Below are 20,041 nucleotides of genomic sequence, written 5' to 3' on the forward strand. Positions count from 1 at the left end.
CTGGACCGGGCCGGTCAGCGGTGCATCCGCGAGGCGATCAACCGTTCGCAGCTGCGCAGCACCACCCGCACCGCGTCCCGGTGCGCGCGGTCGTGCAGCGGGTTCACCGCCTGGTCGCGCCAGCGCGCCAGCGCCGCCCCCGCCTCGTCCGCCAAGATCGCTTCCAGGGTGTCCGGGTCCTGCCCGAGCCGCGCGGCCGCGCTCGGGCCGTGCGCGCCGAGCAGCCGCCGCGCCTCGTTCTGCAGCGGCCGCGGGAAGCTCAGCTGACCGGATTGCAGCGCCGACAGCAGCCGCATCTCCTCCCACTCCGGGGCGTTCGCCAGCAGCCGCTCGAACTCCCCGTGCAGCTGCGCCACCCCGGGCCGCGGGTTCGCGCGCAGCACCATGTCCACCGCCAGCAGCGCGGACCGGGCGCGCAGCACGTCCTGCCGCTCGACGAACTGCTGGTGCACCGCTTCCTGCAGGTCGTTGAGCCTGCTGGCCTCCAGCAGCGCCGCGCTCAGCTTCTTCTGGTCCGCCACGCCCTCGCCGAGCGCGGTCAGCGCCTGCGCCAGCCCGAACCGCCCGAAGCGGTCCACCAGGTCCTGGCGCACGCTCGGCGGCACCGCCTCCGGCGTCGGGTTGTTCGCGAACCGGTCCGAGGACAGCAGCAGCGTCTCCAGCGCCTTCTCCGGGAGCTGCCGCAACCGCACCAGCGCGGCGAAGTCCTCCGCGGTGAGCGTCGCCGCGGCCTGCGCCACCAGCCCGATGACCGGGATCGCGTACTGGGTGAACGACCGCACCACCGGATCGTCCCGCCAGCGCAGCGCGATCCGCTCCGCCGCGGCGACCGAGCCGCCGCCCCCGTTGCCGGTCTCGTCGGCGCGGGACAGCGTGATGATCGTGTTGATCGGGGCGCGCCGCGCCAGCTGCAGCTCGTGCACCGACTGCAAGAACTGCACGTCGGTCTGCTGCGGGTAGCGCGTCAGGTACAGCACCGCGTCCGCCTCGGCGAGGATCTGCGCGAGCGCGGACCGGCCGGTGTCCTGCACCGCCGAGGACGACACCCCGGGCGTCTCGATCAGCGTGATGGCCTGCAGGCCGGGGGCGGGGGCTTCGATCACCAGCCGGGACACCTCGTCCGGCCGCCAGCGCTGCAGGTCGCGGATGGTCGCCGGGTCCAGCGTCGTCACCGGCATGTTCTGCACCGCGCCGTGCGGGGTGTGCACGGTGATCCGCGGTTCCGGCCCGTACTGGTAGAAGGTGTTGACCTGGGTGCTCTCCTCGGCGGCCGTCGGCGCCAGCACCTGCCCGACCAGCGCGTTGATCAGCGTGGACTTGCCAGAGCCGACGCGGCCGCTGACGGCGATGCGCAGCGGCTGCTCCAGCCGTTCCAGCCGTCCCCGCAGCCACGCCGAGGTGCGCGGATCGTCCCGGTAGAACGTCATGGTGCGGATGAGCAGGGCCCGGGACCGCTCCAGCAGATCGGCCCGGGGCTGGTCGGGCGCGGTCATGCCGCGGTGATGCGGTTCGCGGTCAGCATTCCGGCCCGCCTGCGCAGCAGCGCCAGCTCTTCCAGCTTGCGGCGGATTTCGCGAGCCCGGTCCTCGCGGTCCACGGCACTGCGCTCGGCGGTGCGCTTGATCTCCTGGATGGCCAGGCTGATCTCCATCTGGGCTTCCTCGGTGAGCTGGTTGAAGTGCTGGTGCAGCGCGCGGTGGGTGGCCCGGATGACGTCCTTGGCCTCCTTGTTCACGTGGAACACCACGTTCTCCACGTAGCGCTGCGCGGTGGTCTTCGCTTCGGCCTGGCGGCGGCGCAGCCGGGCGTCCTTCTCCTCGCCGAGGCTGCGGCTGCCCAGCACCAGGCCCGAGCAGATCGTCACGACGTTCAGCAGCCCGAGCCCGAGCTGGCTGGTGATCAGGCCGAACATGAGCACGCCGCCGTAGGAGCCGCGCAGTCCCGTCAGCACCTGGTCGAACCGCTTGTAGGTGCCGTTGCTGGGCTGCTTGAGCGGGACGACCTGGTCGAACGGGTCGGGCAGCGCCGCCTGCTCGACCCGCGGCCGGGCGCCCGGGTACTCGCGCAGGAACTCGTCGGTGATCCGATCGCGGAGCTGTTCGCGGCGGCGGTCCAGCCAGCTGAAGTTCTCCTCGATGGCGGTCATCAGCGCGCCGTCGAGCCAGGCGGCGAAGTCGTCCCAGACGGGCACCGGATCGGCTTCCTCGAAGGTCTCGCCGATCTGGGTGGTGATCGCCCAGCTGCGCTCCCGGAAGTCGAATTCGATGTCCGCGAACAGTTCGCCGATCCCGTCGCTGAGCGCCTTCTGCCAGCGGCCGGTGATGCGGCGCAGATCTTCGGAGCGCCGCTGCGCGGTTTCCAGTTCGATCAGGGTCTGGGCGGCGGTGCGCGGGCTCTGCCCGGCGAGTTCGGCCTTCAGCGCTTCGCTGAGGTCGTCGACGGCGTCGGCGACGTTCTGCGCGACGAGCCGCCGGGTGAGCTGGTCGTGCTTGCCGAGCGCTTCGCCGCGCAGGTATTCGACCAGTTGCGGAAATCCGGATTCGGAATTGAGCCCGGCATCCTTGGCGTGCATCGCCTGCATCCGGATCGTGGAGGACACCGGGAAGATCTTGGCGTTGATCCCGGAGCCGGCGAGGTGCCGCTGGTTGACCTCGACGACCTTCCGCCAGTGCGGGGTGACGTCGGTCTTCGGCTGCACGAGCGCCACGTTCGGGCACAGCTTCGCGACCTTCTTCAGGAAGGTCAGCTCGTTGTGGGTGAGCTCCTGGGTGGCGTCCGAGACGATCAGCAGCACGTCCGCTTCGGCGACGACGCCGAGGGTGCGCGCGGTGAGGGTGCTGGACGTGGCGCCGAAGCCGGGCGTGTCCATCAGCACCAGGCCGTCCTTGAGCACGGCGCGCGGGATGCCGACCTCGCCGCGGCTGACGGGCCGGCCGTTGCCGATGGCCTGCCCGATGCGCTCCCGCACCTGCTCCACGGGGACGGGGAACCGGTCGAGGGCGGTGGGCCCGCCCGCGGGTTCCTGCTCGACGACCTGGGCGGTCGGATGGTCGGCGTGCCGCACCAGGGTGGGCACGAGCGTGGTCACGTCGTCGCCGGAATCGCACACGGAGGCGTTGACCAACGCGTTGATGAGTTCGCTCTTGCCCTGCTTCGGTTCGCCCACGACCAGCACCAGCTGGGCGGGATCGAGCACGCGCGTCCGGATCTGGCGCAGCCGGTTGTGCAGGTCGGGGCGCTGCTGTTCGGCGCATTCCGCAGTCGCGCGATCGATCAGTTCCACCATCGCCGTCTCGATCACAGCAGCGATTGTGGACCGTTACATAGCGAAAGGAAAACCCGAGCGGGTGACTTGTGTCAGGACTGTGGTGTGGTAACGCGAAAGCCGGGTTCACGCAGAACGCGCGAACCCGGCTTTCTGGGCATTTCGCCTCGATCAGACCCGGAGGGTCAGATCAGAGCAGGCCGTCCAGCGGCAGGGCCGAGGTGGCCGCACCGGCGACGTCCTCGACGGCCGGGCCGGCGATGTCGCCGACGACCGGGAGGTCGCTCGGGGCCGGCAGGTGGGAGGCGACGTCCTCGACGGGGAGGGACTCGGCCACGTCACCGACGACCGGCAGGTCGGCCGGGGCGGGCAGCGCGGAGGCCACGTCGCCCACCGGGCCGGCCACGGCGCCACCGGCCACGCCACCGACGGTGTCCACGGCGCCACCGGCGACACCCTCGACGGTGCCCACGGCGCCACCGGCCACGCCACCGACGGTGTCGACGGCCGGGCCCGCGATGTCGCCGGCGACCGGCACGTCGGAGGCCACGTCGCCCACGGTGTCCAGGGCGCCACCGGCGACACCGGACAGCGCGCCCGCGTCGACCGAGGCGGCGTCGCCGCCGACCGGCAGCGCGCCGGTCAGGTCGTCGACGACCGACAGGTCGGCGGAGCCGCCGGCCACGTTGCCGACCGTGTTCACGGTGGTGTCGACGGTGTTGGTGACCTCGTTGATGCCGCCGAAGGCGACGTCGCCGACGGTGCCGACGATGCTGTCGCCACCCGCGAAGGCGGAGGAGGTGGTGTCACCGACGACGTTGCCGACGTTGACCTCGTTGCCGCTCAGGATCTCGTTGCCGCTGAGCACGTCGTGCACGTTGACCAGGTTGTGCGAGTCGGTCTGCTCGATGTTGACGTTGGTCTCGTCGTGGATGTGCTGCTCGGCGTCGTCGCCGGGGGCAGGGGCGGGGGTGTTGTGCGGAGGCAGCATGCTGAGTTCCGTAACTTCCTGCTCGTGTGGCTGTGCGGGATGCAATTCGTTGATCGCGACGTGCTGGGTGCTCGCGGCGAACTTCTCGACGCTGCTCTGCAAGGAGCGGCCGTACTCGTCCGCGATCTCGACCGGCGCGTAGTCGAGCACCAGCGACGATGCGTGAAGCACGTCTGTCGCGCTCATGTCCCCGAGTCCGGCGTGATCCAGCGTGGCGCGCGGATCCGCGTCGAAGGCAGCCTGGGCGTCCGGGCTGGTGACGAGCCTCGTGAGGAACTCGTACAGCGTCGGTTCCGGCTGACCGGGCGCGTCGTGCGCCCCCGGGGTGGCAGTGGGGGGCTCGGTACGGCCCGGGGCATCATCCGGCTGAGAGTGGGTCATGACTGCTTCTCCTGGCTCAGCGGAACTCGGTTACGTGTGACCGAGTGAAGGTCGTGCCCGATCCCTCACTCCCAGCGAGCACGCTACTGCGGGGCGTGCCCGCGGCCATCGGGTACGACTCCTAGTGATTGGGGGCACTGTTAGGGGATGGGGTCCTGACTCGACTAGGGGACCCATAGGGGGATCCGTCAGCACTCCGTGATCGGGCACGCGCTAAATTGTCACCGCCCTGAGCGTCATCGGGTGGTCACCCGACCGTGTGATCCGGACTTCCCCGGCCGTGCGTCCGGTACCGCCAGATGACCCCGGAAGGCGATCGCAGGAAGGGGTTGCATGCCTTACGTCCTGGGGATCCACGTGGGGGCCACGGCCACCTCGGCCGCCATCGCGCGGCGCGACGGCGGCAGATGGGGTGCGGCCACCCCACTACCGCTGAGTTCCACCGGGCACACCGTTCCCACCGTGCTGTGCCGGGTCCAGGACGGATCGTTCGTCGCGGGCGAGCAGGCGAGCAGGCAGGAGCTGACCCACCACGAGTGGGTCGTCCGAGGATTCACCCGCCAGGTCGGCGATGAAGCGCCGCTGCTGGTCGGCAGCGAGTTCATCTCCGCGCAGGCGCTGGTCGCGGCCGTCGTCGAATGGGTCGCCGACACCGTCGCCCACCAGCTCGGCCACCCGGCCGAGCACATCACCCTCGCGCACTCCGCGACCTGGGGACCGTTCCGCGTCCACCTGGTGCGCCAGGCGTTGGCCCAGCTCGGCCTGCGGGACGTGACGCTGGTGCCCGAACCGGTCGCCGTAGCCCTCGACTACGCGAGCAAGCAGCAGGTCGCCGAGCAGGACGCCGTCGCCGTCGCGAACATCGGCGGCACCGGGTTCGACGCGACCGTGCTGCGCCGCCGCACGCCCGGCTTCGAGGTCGTCGGGTCCACTCTGGACACCGATCATCCGAGCGGGCAGGACCTCGACGACGAGGTGTTCTCCCACCTGCTGGGCGAATTCGACGAGCAGCTCGACGGGCTCGACGCGGCCGACCCGGGCCACCGCGCCGCGCTGGCCGCGCTGCGCGGCGACTGCACCCGCGCCAAGGAAGCGCTGTCCTACCACCCGGGCAGCACCGTCCGCATCGAACTGCCCGGGCTGCGCACCGACTTCGCCGTGTCCCGCGCCCGCTACGAACAACTCGCCCAGCCGCACCTGGAACGGGTGCCGGAGCTGTTGCTGCAGGCCGTGCAGTCCGCGGCGGTCGCGCCCGAGGACCTGACCGCGCTCGTGCTCGCCGGTGGCACCGCCCGCACCCCGCTGCTCAAGCGGCTCGTCGCCGAACGCCTCGAACGCACCCCGCAGGTCGACTCGGCGCCCGAGCTCGTCGCGGCCCGCGGCGCGGCGGCCTCCGCCGTCAGCGTGCTGTCCGGGGTCAACGAACGCCCCGAATCCGTCGCCGAGACCAGCGTCCTCGTCCGCGTCGAAGGGCCCGGCGCCCTCGACGTCATCGACGGCGAACCCGAGCGCGAAGCACCACCGCGGCCGCCGGTGCAGGTCGAACCCATGTACCTGGAACCGCCGGACGAAGACCGGCAGCGGATGTTCAAGATCCTCAAGCTGACCGCGGCGGCGCTGCTGATCATCGGCGGTCTGGTGCTGACCATCGTGCAGACGGTCGGCGGAACGTCGGCCCCCTCCAGTCCCATCCAGACCCAGCAGCGTTGACGAAACCCACTCGCACCCCCAAGAGTGATCCCGCCGAGTGACCCGCGAATCGAGGTCTCCGTGAACCGAGGAGTCCTGTGAACCACCGGACAGCCACCCCCCCAGACCTGGTGACCGGGCCCCGCGCCGTCCGGTTGTGGGAGTCCGTCGCCGCCGCGCCCGCCGAACCGGTGCAGGTCGGGATCCAGGCCGCGGGCGGGTCCGGCAAGACCGCCCTGCTCGACGAGCTCGCCGACGCGTACCGGGCCGCGGGCGTGCCGGTCGAGCGGGACGCCCGCCGCGCCGACCCCGCGGGCGCCGCCGTGCTCCTGGACGACGCGCACCTGCTCGACGACGGCGCGCTGCGCGCCGCCCGCGAACTCGCCGCCGACCCGCGGGCCCGGCTGGTGGTGGCCTACCGGCCGTGGCCGCGCAGCGCCGAGCTCGTCGAGCTCGTGCACGTCCTGGACCGCTCCGGACCGCCCGTCGTGCTGTCCGGGTACACCGTCGCCGACCTCGCCGCCCGCGTCGAGCGCGGTCTCGGCACCGCCCCGCCCGCCGAGTGGATCGACCGGCTGCTCGCGCAGACCGGCGGGGTCCCGCGGCTGGTGGAGGGCGTGCTGGCCGACACCAGCCCGCAGCACCTCACGTCGACCTCGGTGCCGTCCCGCATCGTCGAGCACGTCCAGCACGAGCTCACCGCCTTCGGCGGGATCGGCGCCCGGTGCGCGAGCGCCGTCGCCGTCGGCGCCGCCCCGCACCCCGACGTGCTGGCCTGGCTGCTGTCGCTCGACCCCGCCGACGTGGTGCCCGCGCTGTCCGCGATCCGCGCCAGCGGGCTCACCGACGGGGCGGGGGAACTGCTGCCGCTGGCGCGCCGGGCCGCGCAACTGCTCACGCCCGTCGACGAGCGGCTGGCGATCGCGCGCAGGCTGGTGCGGGTGCAGCTGGACCGCGGCCGGCCGGTGCTCGGGCTGCTGCGCCCGTTCCTCGACTCGGAGACGACCGCCGCCGCGGACCCGACGATGGCCGAGGCCTACGAGCAGGCCGGGGTCGAGGCCGCCGAGCAGGCGCCGGACCTGTCCTCGCGGTTCTTCGACGCCGCCGTCTCCGCGGGCACACCGCCCGCCCGGCTCGCCGCCCGCCGGGCCAAGGCCGCCGCGATCGCCGGGCACTTCGACGAGGCGCTGCGGCTCGCCGACGCGGTGATCGTGGACGAGACCGTCCCGGACCGGGCGCTGGGCGTGCAGGTCGCCGCCAGCGTCCTCGCCCACCGCGGACTGCCCGCCCGCTCCGCGCAGCTGTGCCGCTGGTCCGCCGAACACCTGCGCTGGCCGGGCGACCGCGCGTACGCGGCCGTGTCGCTGATCGGCACCGGGCGGCTCGCCGAAGCCGAGCAGCTGCTGCGGACGGTGGCCGACCCGGGCCCGCCGACTTCGCTGTCCGGGTCGTCCGACCAGCTCGTCGACGGCATCCGCGAATCGATCACCGGTAGCCCGGTCACCGCGCTGTCCCTGCTGACCCGGTCGGCCTCGCTGGCCGAACCGGTCGGCGGCGCCGCGCTGGTGCCGGACACGCCCGCCGCGATCGCCACCCTGGCCGCGCTGCACTGCGGCGAGCTCGACGTCGCCGCCTCCGTGGTGGGGCGCGCGATCGAAGCGGGCAGCGGCGGGCCGATGCTCGCCGTGCGGCACCGGCTGCTCGCCGCGTGGATCCCGCTGGCCCGCGGCGACACCCTCGGCGCGCGGGCCGCGCTGGACGCCGCCGCGCCCGCACCGGACTCGTTGCAGGCGCGGGACCGGCTGCTGGCCACCGCGATCGAAGCGGGCATCGCGAACCGGGACAACGACACCGCCGCGCTGAACGCGGTCCGCGGCCGCGCCCGGCAGGCCATCGCCGAGCACCCCGCGGACCTGTTCGGGCTGCTGGCGCTGGGCGAGCTCGCCGTGTCCTGCGCGCGGCTGCACGACCAGGACTGGGTGGAGCCGCACCTGGACGCCGCGTTCGCGCTGCTCGGCGAGCTCGGCGACCCGCCGCTGTGGACCGGCCTGCTGCGCTGGAAGTGCCTGCAGGCCGCCGTGGTCAGCGAGGACGCGGCGACGGTGCGCACCCACGTCGCCGCGCTCGAAGCGATGTCCGGGCACAACCCGATGTCCGCGGCGATGGCCGCCGCCGCCCGCACCTGGCAGGACGTGCTCACCGGCGACGTCGACCGCGAGCAGGCGGAGCAGGCGGCGCGCGGGCTGCACGCCGCCGGGCTCACCTGGGACGGCGCGCGGCTCGCCGGGCAGGCGGCGCTGCGCACCTCGGACCGGCCCACGATGCTCGGGCTGCTGGAGTGCGCCCGCTCGCTGCAGGGCAAACCGGCCCGGCCGCGCGCCGTCGGCGATGCCGGCGACGGGGTGCTCAGCGAGCGGGAGCGGGAGGTCGCGGAGCTGGTGCTGTCCGGGCTCACCTACAAGCAGGTCGGCAAGCGGCTGTTCATCTCGGCGAAGACGGTGGAGCACCACATCGGCCGGATCAAGCAGCGCCTCGGCGCCGCCTCCCGGGAGGACCTGCTGGCCCGGCTCCGCGAGATCCTCGACTCCTGACGAGCACCCGGGTGGACGGCCCACCGGCACGGGCCGGCGGGCCGCTCACCCCGGGCGCGTCAGGTGAGGGCCAGGCCGGCGCGCAGGGTCCCCGAGATCTCGCTCAGCGCCTCGTTGAACCGGGTGCCCACCTGGCGCATGCTGCCGAAACCGTGGATCAGGTCGTCGAAGCGCCGCACCACCACCGGCACGCCCGCTTCGGCGAGCCGCCGCGCGTACTCCTCGCCGTCGTCGCGCAGCGGGTCGAACCCGCTGGTCACCACGTGCGCGGGCGGCAGGCCGCTCAGGTCTTCCGCCAGCAGCACCGACATCCGCAGGTCCGAGCGGTCCACCCCGGCGGGCGCGTACTGGTCGAGGAACCAGGTGATGTCCGCATCGGACAGCAGCAGCCCGCTGCTGAACAGGTCCCGGGAACGCCGCCGCGTCGTCATGTCCAGCGCCGGGTACATCAGCAGCTGGAAGGCCGGCTTCGGGCCCCCGGCCCGCGTCGCGTGGTACGAGACCACCGCGGCCAGGTTGCCGCCCGCGCTGTCCCCGCCGACCGCGATCCGGTCCGGCTCGGTGCCGAGCTCATCGGCGCGTTCCACCGCGTACCGGAACGCGGCCATCGCGTCGTCGAACGCCGCCGGGAACGGGTGTTCCGGGGCGCGCCGGTAGTCCACCGACAGCACCCGGACTCCGGCGGTCTTCGCGAAGTAGCGGCACAGGTCGTCGTGGCTGTCCAGGTCGCCGATGACCCAGCCGCCGCCGTGGAAGAACACCAGCAGCGGGCTGTGCTCGGTCAGCGCCTGCGGCCGGTACAGGCGGGCCGCGAGCTCGCCGTCCGGGGTCGGGATGCTGCGCTCGCCGACCGAGACACCGCCCAGCGGCGCCCGTTCCACGAGGGCGGTGGACTCCTCCAGCAGTGCGCGGGAACCGGCGGCGTCGCCGGTGGTGAGCTGGGTGCTGCCGGTGAGCGACTGCATCTTCAGCAGCAGCTGCGCGTCGAGCGAGAGCTCCTGGCCGTCGATCCGCCGCGGTGCTCCCGCGATGAGCCTGCGCAGCGGCCGCGGCAGCGCGAACGCGGCGTGCAACCCGGCGCCGAGCACGTGCGCGCGCATCCGGGGCGGGATCAGTTCGACGGCTTTCGACATGGCAAGACCTCCCGAGGACGGACCGTGCCCGGGAGGCTACTAGCAGGTAGTGGTGACCCGGGACACTGCCGTGGACCTTTGACTTCGAGTTATCTGGAGGTCGTAGCGTGATCGAGGTCCGGCCACGACCGCAGGACACCGCCGACCCCCGATGAAAGGATCTGAAGATGACCGTGACCGTGGTGGGAATCGGCGGTTCGGTGCGCCCGGACTCCCAGTCCGAGCGCGCGATGCACGCCGTTCTCGCCGGGGCGCGCGAGGCGGGCGCCGAGGTGCGCGCCATCGGGGGCGAGGACCTGGTGCTGCCGTTCTACGACCCGCACTTCACCGACCGCACCGAGGCCGCGCGGGAGCTGGTGGCCGCGTTGCGCGGGGCGGACGGGGTCGTGCTGGCGTCGCCGGGGTACCACGGCACCATCTCCGGTCTGATCAAGAACGCGCTCGACTACGCGGAGGACCTCCGCGACGACGCGCACCCGTACCTGGACGGCCGGGCGGTGGGCTGCGTCGGCACCGCGTACGGCTGGCAGGCGGCGGTGACCACGTTGCAGGCGCTGCGCTCGGTGGTGCACTCGCTGCGCGGCTGGCCGACGCCGCTCGGCGCCGCGGTCAACTCCTCGGAGGCCCGGTTCGAACCGGACGGCTCCTGCTCGGACCCGAAGCTGGGGGCCACGCTGCGCACCATCGGCACCCAGCTGGTGGGGTTCGCCGAGCAGCGCCGGGCGTGATTACCGGGCGGTCCCGCCGGGTAGCCGTCGGGGGACATACCCGAACCGACTGCGCACCCGGTGCGAGGAGGTACGCGATGACCGCCACCAAGTCCCCGATCTCCAGCCCGCTCGGCGACTCCGAACAGGACATCACCGGCAAGGCTTTGCAGGGGACCTTGCTGGACATGATCGACCTGCACCTCGTGGCGAAGCAGGCCCACTGGAACGTCGTCGGCCGGTTCTTCCGGGACGTGCACCTCCAGCTGGACGAGCTGGTCTCGGTGGCGCGCGGCTTCGCCGACGACGTCGCCGAACGCGCGGCCGCGCTGGGCATCTCGCCGGACGGCCGGGCCGCGACGGTGGCCGAGGCGTCCGGGGTGCCGCGGTTCGAATCCGGCTGGCGCAGCGACAAGGAGGTCATCACCGCCATCGTCGACGCGCTCGCCGTGGTGATCCGCAGGCTGCGCGGCCGGATCGACGAGACCGACAAGACGGATCTGGTGAGCCAGGACCTGCTGATCGCCATCGCGCAGGAACTGGAGAAGTCCCACTGGATGTGGCAGGCCCAGCTCGCGGAGTCCTGACCACCCACCCGAAAGCCCGGCCCGGCGTCCGCTCGAACAGACCGGCCGCCGGGCCGAACCACGCGCAAGCCGGAATCGCCCAGCCCGCCCTCCGTCCTGTCAGCGGCGAAGCCGCTGAGCGGAGACCACCCGAGCAACGGGACCACCCGCGGGTTCTCAGCTGCTTCCTCGCGAGGACAGCGTTTTCGCATGTGGCGGAGCCACCTGCGAAAACGATCCCGCAGCGAGGAAGCAGCTGAGGTTCCGCCACCCGCCCTCAACGCGGAGCGGGCAGGGGAGAGAAGAACTCACGAACGGCGGGCTCGGGCGTATTGCTCGGGCCAGATGTTCCCGGCGTGCAGCCGGTCCGCCGCGTGCAGCGGCCAGTGCGGGTCGCGCAGCAGTTCCCGGCCGAGCAGCACCACGTCGGCGGAGCCGGAGGACACGACCTCTTCGGCCTGCTCGGGCGAGGTGATGAGGCCGACGGCGCCGGTCGGCACTTCCGCTTCGAGCTTGATCTGGCGGGCGAACCGGATCTGGTAACCGGCGGAGACCGGGATCTGCGCGTCCGGCACCGCGGCGCCGGTGGAGGCGTCGACGAGGTCGATGCCGTGCTCGGCCAGCAGCCTGCTCAGCCGCACGGAGTCGTCGCCGGTCCAGCCGCCTTCGACCCAGTCGGTGGCGGACAGCCGCGCCAGCAGCGGGCGGCCGGCGGGCCACACCGCGCGCACCGCGTCGACGATCTCCAGCAGCAGCCGGGTCCGGCCGTCGAAGTCGCCGCCGTAGCGGTCGGTGCGGTCGTTGACCAGCGGCGAGTAGAACTGGTGCGCCAGGTAGCCGTGCGCGAAGTGCAGTTCGACCACCTCGAACCCGGCTTCGTCGGCGCGGCGCGCGGCGTCGGCGAACTGCTGCGGGATCCGGGCGATCTCGTCCTCGGTGAGCGCCCGCGGCGCGTCGAGCTCGCCGAACGCGCGGGACGTGGAGCTCACGGACTGCCAGCCGCCGTCGGATTCGGCCAGCGCCCCGCCGCCGTCCCACGGCCGCGTGGTGGAGGCCTTCCGGCCGGCGTGGCCGAGCTGCACCGCGGGCGTGGAACCCTGCGCGCGCAGGAAGTCGGTGATCCTGCGCCAGGCGGCGACCTGCTCGTCGTTCCACAGCCCGGTGTCGCCGGGGCTGATGCGGCCTTCGGGGGCGACGGCGGTGGCTTCGGCCATGACGAGACCGGCGCCGCCGATGGCGAACTGGCCGAGGTGCACGAGGTGCCAGTCGTTCGGCACGCCGTCCACGGCGGAGTACTGGCACATGGGGGAGACCCAGACGCGGTTGGGGATCGCGGTGTCGCCCAGCTTCAGCGGGTCGAAGAGGTGGCTCATGACCCTAACGACGCAGTTGCACGCGCGGGTATTCCGCGCTGAGCGATACCGGGCGGGAGAGCTGGGTCACCGTCCCTACCCGCCGCGGCTGGGAGCCCGCTGAACGCGGGCCGCGCGCTTCCCGGGAATTCGCGGTTCCGGCGGAATCGCCGGTTTTCGCCCAGCTCGTTCCCAGGGAATCAACAGTCCTTTCGCGTCGATTCGCGCCGAATTGCGCCGGTAGATTCGTTCACGTCGGAGCCGAACGGCACCGGCGAAATGAGAGAAGCGAACGACCAGGAGGTCACCATGGGTTTCCCGATTCCGGTTCCCGGTAAGCGCCCGCACTTCCCGCGCCCCGAGCAGCCCGCCCCGGGCCGTCCGCAGCAGCCGCGGAAGTGACCCGCACCGGAGGGTCGGCGGCGTCCGCATCGCCGCCGCCCCTCCGGGCGCCCCGCGCGCGAGCGCACTGGAGAGGTGAATCATGACCGCTGCGCCGGGAACGCGCGAGATCTTCACCCGGTTCCGCCCGCACCTGCGCCCGGAACGAGCAGGTCTGGCGGCCGCGGGGGCGCTGCTGGTGCTGGCCGCGCTGGCCGACACCGCGGCGATCTGGATGTTCATGCTGATCACCGACGACGCGCTGGCGGCGGGCAGCCTCGACGCCTTCTGGGCGCCGGGGGCGGCCTGGCTGGGCATCGCGGTGGTCGGCGCGCTCGCCTCGTTCGGCGGGGCGTACCTGTCCGCGCGCGCGGCGGAACGATTCCTCGTGCGATTGCGCGCGCACGTGTTCGCGCACGTGCAACGATTGTCGCCCGATTTCTTCGCGCGCCGGAAAACGGGAGATCTCGTCGCCCGGTTGTCCGGTGACGTGGAATCGGTGGAAAGGCTCGTCGCCTCCGGAATGGTGGAGACGGGAACCGCATTGTTCAGCGTCGTGCTCTACGCGGGAGCCGCGCTCTACCTGCGCTGGGACCTCGCATTGCTGTCCTTCGCGCTGGCGCCCGCGTTCTGGTTGGTGGCCCGGAGGTTCTCCGCCGGGATCCGCGAGGCCTCCCGGGACGAGCGGGCGGGCAACGGCGAGATCGCCGGCGTCGTGGCGGAAGGGCTCGGGCACGTCGAGCTCGTGCAGTCCGCGAACCAGCAGCACCGGCAGGACGCGAAGCTGCACGCGGCGTCGATGCGCTGGTTCCGCGCGAAGCTCGTCGAGGCCCGGCTGTCGTCGATGTACGCGCCGCTGGTCACCGTCGTCGAAACGGTGTGCATCCTGCTGGTCATCGGCGTCGGGGTCTGGGAGATCTCCGCCGACCGGATCACCATCGGCGGGTTGATGGCGTTCGCCGCCTACATCGGTTACCTGTACCCGCCGCTGCAGGACCTGGGCCGGATCACGATGGCGGTCACCGCGGCCCGCGCCGGGTCGGAACGGCTCGTCGAACTGCTCGACGCCCGGCCCGCGGTCGTCGACGCCCCGGACGGCACCGCGCAGCTGCCGCCGGACGGGCGCCCGGGCCGGGCCGTCGAGTTCGACCGCGTCGCGTTCCGCTACCCGCAGGCGTCGGAACCCGCGCTGCGCGACTTCCGGCTGCACGTGCGACCCGGCGAGTTCGTGCTGGTCACCGGACCGAGCGGGGTGGGGAAGTCGACGTTGGCGAAGCTGCTGCTGCGCTTCTACGACCCGGTGGCCGGCCGGGTGCTGCTCGACGGCGTGGACCTCACCCGGCTGCCGTTGCAGGTGGTGCGCGACCAGATCGCGTTCGTCCCGCAGGAGGCGGACGTGCTGCACGGCACCGTCGCCGAGAACATCGCCTTCGCCCGCCCGGACGCCACCCGGGCCGAGATCGTCGCCGCCGCGCGCGAAGCGGACGCCGACGCGTTCGTCCGGGCCCTGCCGGAGGGCTACGAGACGGTCCTCGGCGAGCGCGGCGCGCTGCTGTCCGGTGGCCAGCGCCGCCGCATCGCCATCGCCCGCGCGGTGCTGCGCCGCACCCCGGTGCTGGTGCTCGACGAACCCACGAACGGGCTGGACGCCGAGTCGAAGGCCAACGTGATCGCCCCGCTGCGCCGGTTGTCCCGCACCCGCACCACCATCCTGATCAGCCACGACCCGGAGCTGGCCGAGCTCGCGGACCGGGTGGTGGTGCTGCGCGGCGGGCGGGTGGCCGAACCACCACCGGCCGCGGGCACCCGGCGGCCCGGCCCGCGCGGCCACGTGATCAGCGGCGAGCTGCCGGTCCCGGCGGCCGACGACCGGCCCACCGTGCGGCTGCACCGCCCCTGGCCAGCCGGGCTCACCGATCCGCTGCGCGCCCGTGGCGGCCGCGCGTGAACCGGCTGGGAATCCGCTGAGCGCCCGGCCCGCGCGCGGCGGGCCGGGCGGAGCGGATCAGGCGCGGCCCACGGCCCGCCGCGCGAAGTGGATCTCCGCGGCGACCTGCTGCAGGGTCTCCGCCACCACCAGCGAGCCGTGGCCCGCGTCGTAGCGGTAGAACTCGAACGGCACCTCCCGCTGCGCCAGCCGGTCCAGGTAGTTGAGGATCTGCTGGATCGGGCACCGCGGGTCGTTGTCCCCGGCCAGCACCAGCACCGGTGCGCGCACCTCGTCCACGTAGGTCAGCGGCGAGCACTCGTCGTACACCGCCGGGACCTCCTCCGGCGAACCGCCGAACAGCGCCCGGTCGTACGCGCGCAGCGGCTCCATCTCGTCGGCGTACGCCGAGACGTAGTCGGCGACCGGCACCCCGGCGACGCCACCGGCCCACCGCTCCGGCTGGGTGCCCAGCGCCAGCAGCGTCAGGTAGCCGCCCCAGGAGGCCCCGGCGACGACGCTCAGCTCGGGCGTGGTGAGCCCGTCCTGCACCGCCCAGTCGTGCACGTGCGCGACGTCCGCGAGCTCGGTGAGGCCCGGCCTGCCCTCGATCGCGTCCCGCCACGCCGAGCCGTACCCGGTCGAACCCCGGTAGTTGATCTCGACGACGGCGAAGCCCGCGTCCAGCCACGCCGCCCGGTACGCGGAGAACCGGTCCTCGTCCGCGGCGTGCGGCCCGCCGTGCAGGTTGAACACCGTCGGCACCGGCCCGTCGCCCGCGCCCTCCGGCCGGGACACCAGCGCGTGCACCGACTCGTTCGGGCCGTACGGCACGGGCACGAACACGTCGCGCACCGGTTCGGACTCCGGCGGCCGCTCCCCGGGCGGGGTCAGCAGCACCTCGTCGGTGCCGTCCGCGCGCAGCGTCCGCACCAGCGACGGCGTCGCCGCCGACGACCACGAGTACTCGACGGCGCGGTCCGGGCGGACCGAGGCGTTGCCGACGGTGCCCGGGGGCGTCGCCAGCTCGACGAGCTCGCCGGACTCCAGGTCGTAGCGGTGCATCGTGGTCCGCGCGTGGTGGGTGTGCGCGATCAGCAGCGCGGTGCCGTCCGGGTACCAGTCCGCGGACACCTCGCCGGGCAGCCCGAGGTCGATCTCCCGCTCGGTGTCGGCCAGCACGTCCCAGATCAGCAGTTCTTCCCGGCCGTGCCGCTCGTGCAGCACCAGCAGCCGCGGATCACCGGCGACCGGCGCGAAGTCCAGCGCGTCCAGGCCCTTGCCGGGCCCGTCCCACTTGTCCGCGACGGTGGTCGCGCCGTCCACCCGCAGCACCCGCAGCGCCGGGTGCCTGCTGTCGCCGTGCTCGGAGTGCGACAGCACCAGCAGGCTCTCGTCCCAGGACAGCGCGGACAGGCCGCCGTCCTGCTCGTGCTCGTAGACGACCTCGGGGGCCCCGCCCGCGCGGGCCACCCACACGGTCACACCGTCGTCGGTGGACATGCCGACCCCGGTCACCGTCGGCCCGAGCTCCAGGCCGGCCGGGTAGCCGGGGTGGGTGCCGGGCAGCGCCGGTTCCGGTTTCCCGCCGCCCGCGGTGAAGTCCTCGCTCACCCAGGAACCGAACTCGTCGCCGTCGGTGTCGTCGAACCACCACACCCGCGTCCCGTCGGCGGACAGCGTGCCGTGGAACGTCCCGTTCGGACGGTCGGTGACCTGGCGGTGCGCGCCGGACTCGCGGTCCCACGCGTACAGCTCCCACGTCCCGCTGGCGTTGGAGACGTACAGGTTGTGGCCCGGTTCGTCCCGGGCCCACGCGGGCAGCGACACCCGAGGTGCGCTGAACCGCGCTCGCCACCGGGCCTCGCGCTCGGCGTCGTCGAACAGCTCTTGCGGAATCTTCGCGTCTGGGTACTCGCTCACCACACCGATCCTGCCCGATGTCCCCGACACCGCGCCGCCCCTTCCACCCGCCCGAGGCCGACCACCGGATCCGGGCAACCCCGCGGTGCCGCGGCGCGTCCTCCGGGAGTCGTGGGACAACGCGAGGGAGCTGGAGTGAAATTCGAAGCAAGGACCCTGACCGGCCTCGTCGGACTGGGTGGTGTGCTCGCCGGATCGGTTCTGGTGCCCGCCCCGGTGGCCGCCGCCGAACCGGCCGCGCCCGCCGCGTGCGAGATCCGCGAACTCCCGCTGCCGCCCGGCGCCACCAGGGGCGGGGTCGGCGGGGCGAGCCCGGACGGGCGGACCGCGGTCGGCCGGGCCGTGCGGGAAGGCCCGACCCAGGTCGAGACGGACGTGGTGTGGCGGGACGGCGAGATCGCGACCACCTACTCCGACCTGCCCGATTCGCTGACCGCCGTGAACTCCGCCGGCGTTGCGGTCGGCGGGATCTTCGACGACTACGGCGACCGCAGGCCCTACGTGCTGCGCGACGGCGAGGTCCACGTGCTGCCCGGGCACGTGACGCCGCGCGGCATCAACGACTCCGGCAAGATCGCCGGGTTCCGCACCGACGGAGCCGGGGAAGTGCCGGTCGTGTGGGAGCCGGGCTCCGATGAGCCCGTCGACCTGGCCGGGCCGCGCGGCATCGCCACCGGCATCTCGGCGGACGGCACGGTGGTCGGCACCGTCGACGGCGACACCCCCGACGCCCCGACCAACGGCTACGTCTGGCGGCCGGACGGCACCTCCGCCCCGCTGCCGCGCCCCGCGGGCGTCGCGCCCAACGCGCACCTGGAGGCGACCGGGATCAGCGGCCCGTGGGTGTTCGGCGGGGGGCCCGACGGCGCGATCCGGTGGAACCTCGACACGGGCGCGGCCGAGTCCATCCCCGACACCTTCGGCGCGGGGGCGATCAACGAGCAGGGGGTGCTCGCCGCTCCGACGCACGACTCGTGGGAGGCCGTGCTGGTCGACGGAGAGCAGCGGACCCCGCTGCCCGGTATGAACGGCTGGCAGCTCGCAGTGAGCTCGATCAGCCCGGACGCGACGGTGCTCACCGGAGCCGCGGGGATGCTGAAGGGACCGTCGAAGCCGGTCCGCTGGACCTGCTCCTGATCGACCGGCGGGACCGCGAACCGGTCTCCGACGTCCGAACGGCCGGCCCGGCGCTCCCCGTCGCGGGGAGCCCGGCCGGCCCGTCGGTGGTGGTTTCGAGCGTGCCGGTGGTCACCGCTCCACAGTTCGAGGAGGCGCGGCGGCACACCGTTCGGGTGCGCGGTTCCCGTTCCCCGTGACCGCTCCACTCCGCGAATGCGCGGACGGGTGTGGCAAGGTGGGAGAAAACCGGCGTCGCGCTCGAATCGCCGTCACCGGTAAGTGGCGATCAAGTAGAAGCCGTCCGACCTCTCCTCGCACTGGTAACCGACGATTCCTTCGTCGCCGCGGTGTTCCTCGCCGGCTTTCCCGCACTTCTCCATGCTGTCGTACGGACCGAATTCCTTGTCGACGTCCGCGAGCGCCGTACCTGCGCCGAGCACGGCGGTACCGGCGCCGGCGGCGCAGAGGACGAGTGCGGAGATGCTCTTGCGAAAACGCATGAAAACTACCTCGTGGATCGACTTCGGTTGCGAGTGACCACTGGATCGGCCACATCCTCATGCTACGTCCGGAAAAACTCCGGAACGGGTGTTGTTCGATTCGATTTCGCGGCGGAGGGAAACCCCTCGGCGTCCCCGGTGAACGGAACCGGGAATGGATGGAAGCGCAGCGGCCACGTCCTTTTCCTGGCGATATGCCGGACGTATCGTGGAACGCGCGGTGGTGCCGCGGGCCGTTCGTCCGGTTCACCGACCGGGCAGGCGAGGAGCCGCCGGGCGTCCACTCGACGCCGGACCGAGCTGAGCACGGCCCCGGTGAACGACCGGTGGGCGGGAGCCGGAGCAGGCCGGCGAGAACATCCACCGGCCGGCTCGGCGGTGGTGCCGACACGAGAAAAGGGCCTGGTCGGAACTCCTGCTGGAGTCCTGACCAGGCCCTCTACCTGTCGGGGTGGCGGGATTTGAACCCACGACCTCTTCGACCCGAACGAAGCGCGCTCCCAAGCTGCGCCACACCCCGATCACTCAACGGCGAACATCTCGGGTGCTCGTCCGCCGTTGAGTGAAAGTCTAGCGGATGTTCGCGCGGTCCCCTGAAGGGGGGTTCCCGAACAGTCCGGAGGCCTTCGGCGTGGCGCCCTGCGAGCGCGGGACCAGCGTCAACAGCGTCGCCTCCGGCGGGCAGGCGAAGCGCACCGGCGCGTACGGGGAGGTGCCCAGCCCCGCCGACACGTGCAGGTGCATGTCGCCCCACGTGGACGCGCCGCGCGCCCGCGCCCGGTCCAGCTCGCAGTTCGTCACGATCGGGCCGTAGCCGGGCACCCGCAGCTGCCCGCCGTGGGTGTGCCCGGCCAGCACCAGGTCGTAGCCGTCGTCGGCGAACGCGTCCAGCACCCGCGGTTCCGGCGAGTGCGTCAGGCCCAGCCGCAGCTGCGCCTCCTGCGGCGGGTCGCCCGCGATCTTCGAGTACTTGTCCCGCTTCAGGTGCGGGTCGTCCAGCCCGGCCACGTGGATCCGGATGCCGGAGATCTCCACGTCGTGCCAGCGGTGCGTGACGTCGGTCCAGCCGCGCTCGGTCATCGCCGCGCGGAGGTCCCGCCACGGCAGCGGGTCGCCGTGGATGCGCTTCGTCTTGGCCGAGGGCAGCAGGTAGCGCGCCGGGTTCTTCGGCTTCGGCCCGTAGTAGTCGTTGCTGCCGAACACGAACACGCCGGGCCGGTCCAGCAGCGACCCCATCGCGCGCAGCGCCGCGGGCACCGCCTGCGGGTGGGCGAGGTTGTCGCCGGTGTTGACCACCAGGTCGGGCCCGAGCTCGTCCAGCGCGGCGATCCAGCGCTGCTTGGACCGCTGGTTCGGCATCATGTGCAGGTCGGAGATGTGCAGGATACGCAGTTCCGGCGCGCCTTCCGCGAGTACCGGCACGGTGGCGCGGCGCAGCGTCCAGTGCGTTCGTTCCACACCTGCGGCGTAGCCGAAGGTCGCGGCACCCAGTGCGCCGCCGGCGAGCATGATCCGA

General features: G+C 72.8%; 14 protein-coding genes and 1 tRNA gene. 6 read left to right on the forward strand and 9 right to left on the reverse strand.

What is annotated here, in order from left to right:
• Positions 1-14 precede the first annotated feature (14 nt).
• From AC29IT_RS10995 to AC29IT_RS11005, 3 genes are all read right to left on the reverse strand, one after another.
• Positions 15-1,493 carry a dynamin family protein gene (locus AC29IT_RS10995; protein ID WP_488218644.1) on the reverse strand — a complete coding sequence of 493 codons (1,479 nt, stop codon included), beginning with the start codon at positions 1,491-1,493 and terminating at the stop codon, positions 15-17.
• A complete protein-coding gene (locus tag AC29IT_RS11000) occupies positions 1,490-3,301 on the reverse strand; it encodes a dynamin family protein (protein WP_488218645.1) in 1,812 nt (603 codons plus the stop codon). The genes AC29IT_RS10995 and AC29IT_RS11000 overlap by 4 nt, the downstream gene beginning before the upstream one ends.
• Before the next feature lie 154 nt (positions 3,302-3,455).
• A complete protein-coding gene (locus tag AC29IT_RS11005; RefSeq protein ID WP_358436549.1) occupies positions 3,456-4,637 on the reverse strand; it encodes an IniB N-terminal domain-containing protein in 1,182 nt (393 codons plus the stop codon).
• 333 nt (positions 4,638-4,970) lie between these two features.
• Here AC29IT_RS11005 and AC29IT_RS11010 point away from each other — a divergent pair, with 333 nt between their 5' ends.
• Entirely contained in the window at positions 4,971-6,347 is a 1,377-nt protein-coding gene (locus AC29IT_RS11010; RefSeq protein ID WP_488218646.1) for an Hsp70 family protein, read from the forward strand.
• 77 nt (positions 6,348-6,424) lie between these two features.
• Complete coding sequence (locus tag AC29IT_RS11015; protein WP_488218647.1) at positions 6,425-8,917, forward strand: LuxR C-terminal-related transcriptional regulator; 2,493 nt, start codon at positions 6,425-6,427, stop codon at positions 8,915-8,917.
• A 59-nt stretch (positions 8,918-8,976) separates the two neighbouring features.
• Here the strand turns inward: AC29IT_RS11015 and AC29IT_RS11020 are convergent, their stop codons facing one another.
• Positions 8,977-10,050 (reverse strand): alpha/beta hydrolase, encoded by a 1,074-nt coding sequence (locus tag AC29IT_RS11020; RefSeq protein WP_488218648.1) that lies wholly within the window; start codon positions 10,048-10,050, stop codon positions 8,977-8,979.
• Between the two features lie 167 nt (positions 10,051-10,217).
• Here AC29IT_RS11020 and AC29IT_RS11025 point away from each other — a divergent pair, with 167 nt between their 5' ends.
• Positions 10,218-10,778: an NADPH-dependent FMN reductase gene (locus tag AC29IT_RS11025; protein WP_488218649.1), complete on the forward strand. Its 561-nt coding sequence runs from the start codon at positions 10,218-10,220 to the stop codon at positions 10,776-10,778.
• A 77-nt stretch (positions 10,779-10,855) separates the two neighbouring features.
• On the forward strand, positions 10,856-11,344 hold the full coding sequence (locus AC29IT_RS11030) for a Dps family protein (RefSeq protein ID WP_358436560.1): 489 nt from the start codon (positions 10,856-10,858) through the stop codon (positions 11,342-11,344).
• A gap of 287 nt (positions 11,345-11,631) precedes the next feature.
• Here the strand turns inward: AC29IT_RS11030 and AC29IT_RS11035 are convergent, their stop codons facing one another.
• Positions 11,632-12,696, reverse strand: coding sequence for an NADH:flavin oxidoreductase/NADH oxidase (locus AC29IT_RS11035; RefSeq protein ID WP_488218650.1), 1,065 nt, complete (start codon positions 12,694-12,696; stop codon positions 11,632-11,634).
• Between the two features lie 463 nt (positions 12,697-13,159).
• Between AC29IT_RS11035 and AC29IT_RS11040 the strand changes: the two genes are divergently transcribed.
• Complete coding sequence (locus AC29IT_RS11040; RefSeq protein WP_488218651.1) at positions 13,160-15,004, forward strand: ABC transporter ATP-binding protein; 1,845 nt, start codon at positions 13,160-13,162, stop codon at positions 15,002-15,004.
• Positions 15,005-15,061: 57 nt separating this feature from the next.
• Here the strand turns inward: AC29IT_RS11040 and AC29IT_RS11045 are convergent, their stop codons facing one another.
• A complete protein-coding gene (locus tag AC29IT_RS11045; protein ID WP_358434760.1) occupies positions 15,062-16,906 on the reverse strand; it encodes a S9 family peptidase in 1,845 nt (614 codons plus the stop codon).
• 135 nt (positions 16,907-17,041) lie between these two features.
• On the opposite strand from AC29IT_RS11045, the gene AC29IT_RS11050 reads away from it, so the two are divergent.
• Positions 17,042-18,043 (forward strand): hypothetical protein, encoded by a 1,002-nt coding sequence (locus tag AC29IT_RS11050; RefSeq protein WP_358434763.1) that lies wholly within the window; start codon positions 17,042-17,044, stop codon positions 18,041-18,043.
• 251 nt (positions 18,044-18,294) lie between these two features.
• Here AC29IT_RS11050 and AC29IT_RS11055 read toward each other — a convergent pair whose 3' ends face one another.
• The 3 genes from AC29IT_RS11055 to AC29IT_RS11065 form a co-directional block, all read right to left on the reverse strand.
• Positions 18,295-18,525 carry a hypothetical protein gene (locus AC29IT_RS11055; RefSeq protein ID WP_358434766.1) on the reverse strand — a complete coding sequence of 77 codons (231 nt, stop codon included), beginning with the start codon at positions 18,523-18,525 and terminating at the stop codon, positions 18,295-18,297.
• A gap of 446 nt (positions 18,526-18,971) precedes the next feature.
• A tRNA-Pro gene (locus AC29IT_RS11060) sits at positions 18,972-19,045 on the reverse strand.
• 50 nt (positions 19,046-19,095) lie between these two features.
• Positions 19,096-20,034 (reverse strand): metallophosphoesterase, encoded by a 939-nt coding sequence (locus AC29IT_RS11065; protein ID WP_488218875.1) that lies wholly within the window; start codon positions 20,032-20,034, stop codon positions 19,096-19,098.
• Between the last annotated feature and the right edge of the window lie 7 nt (positions 20,035-20,041).

This window comes from Saccharopolyspora sp. MMCC62 (assembly GCF_057736575.1).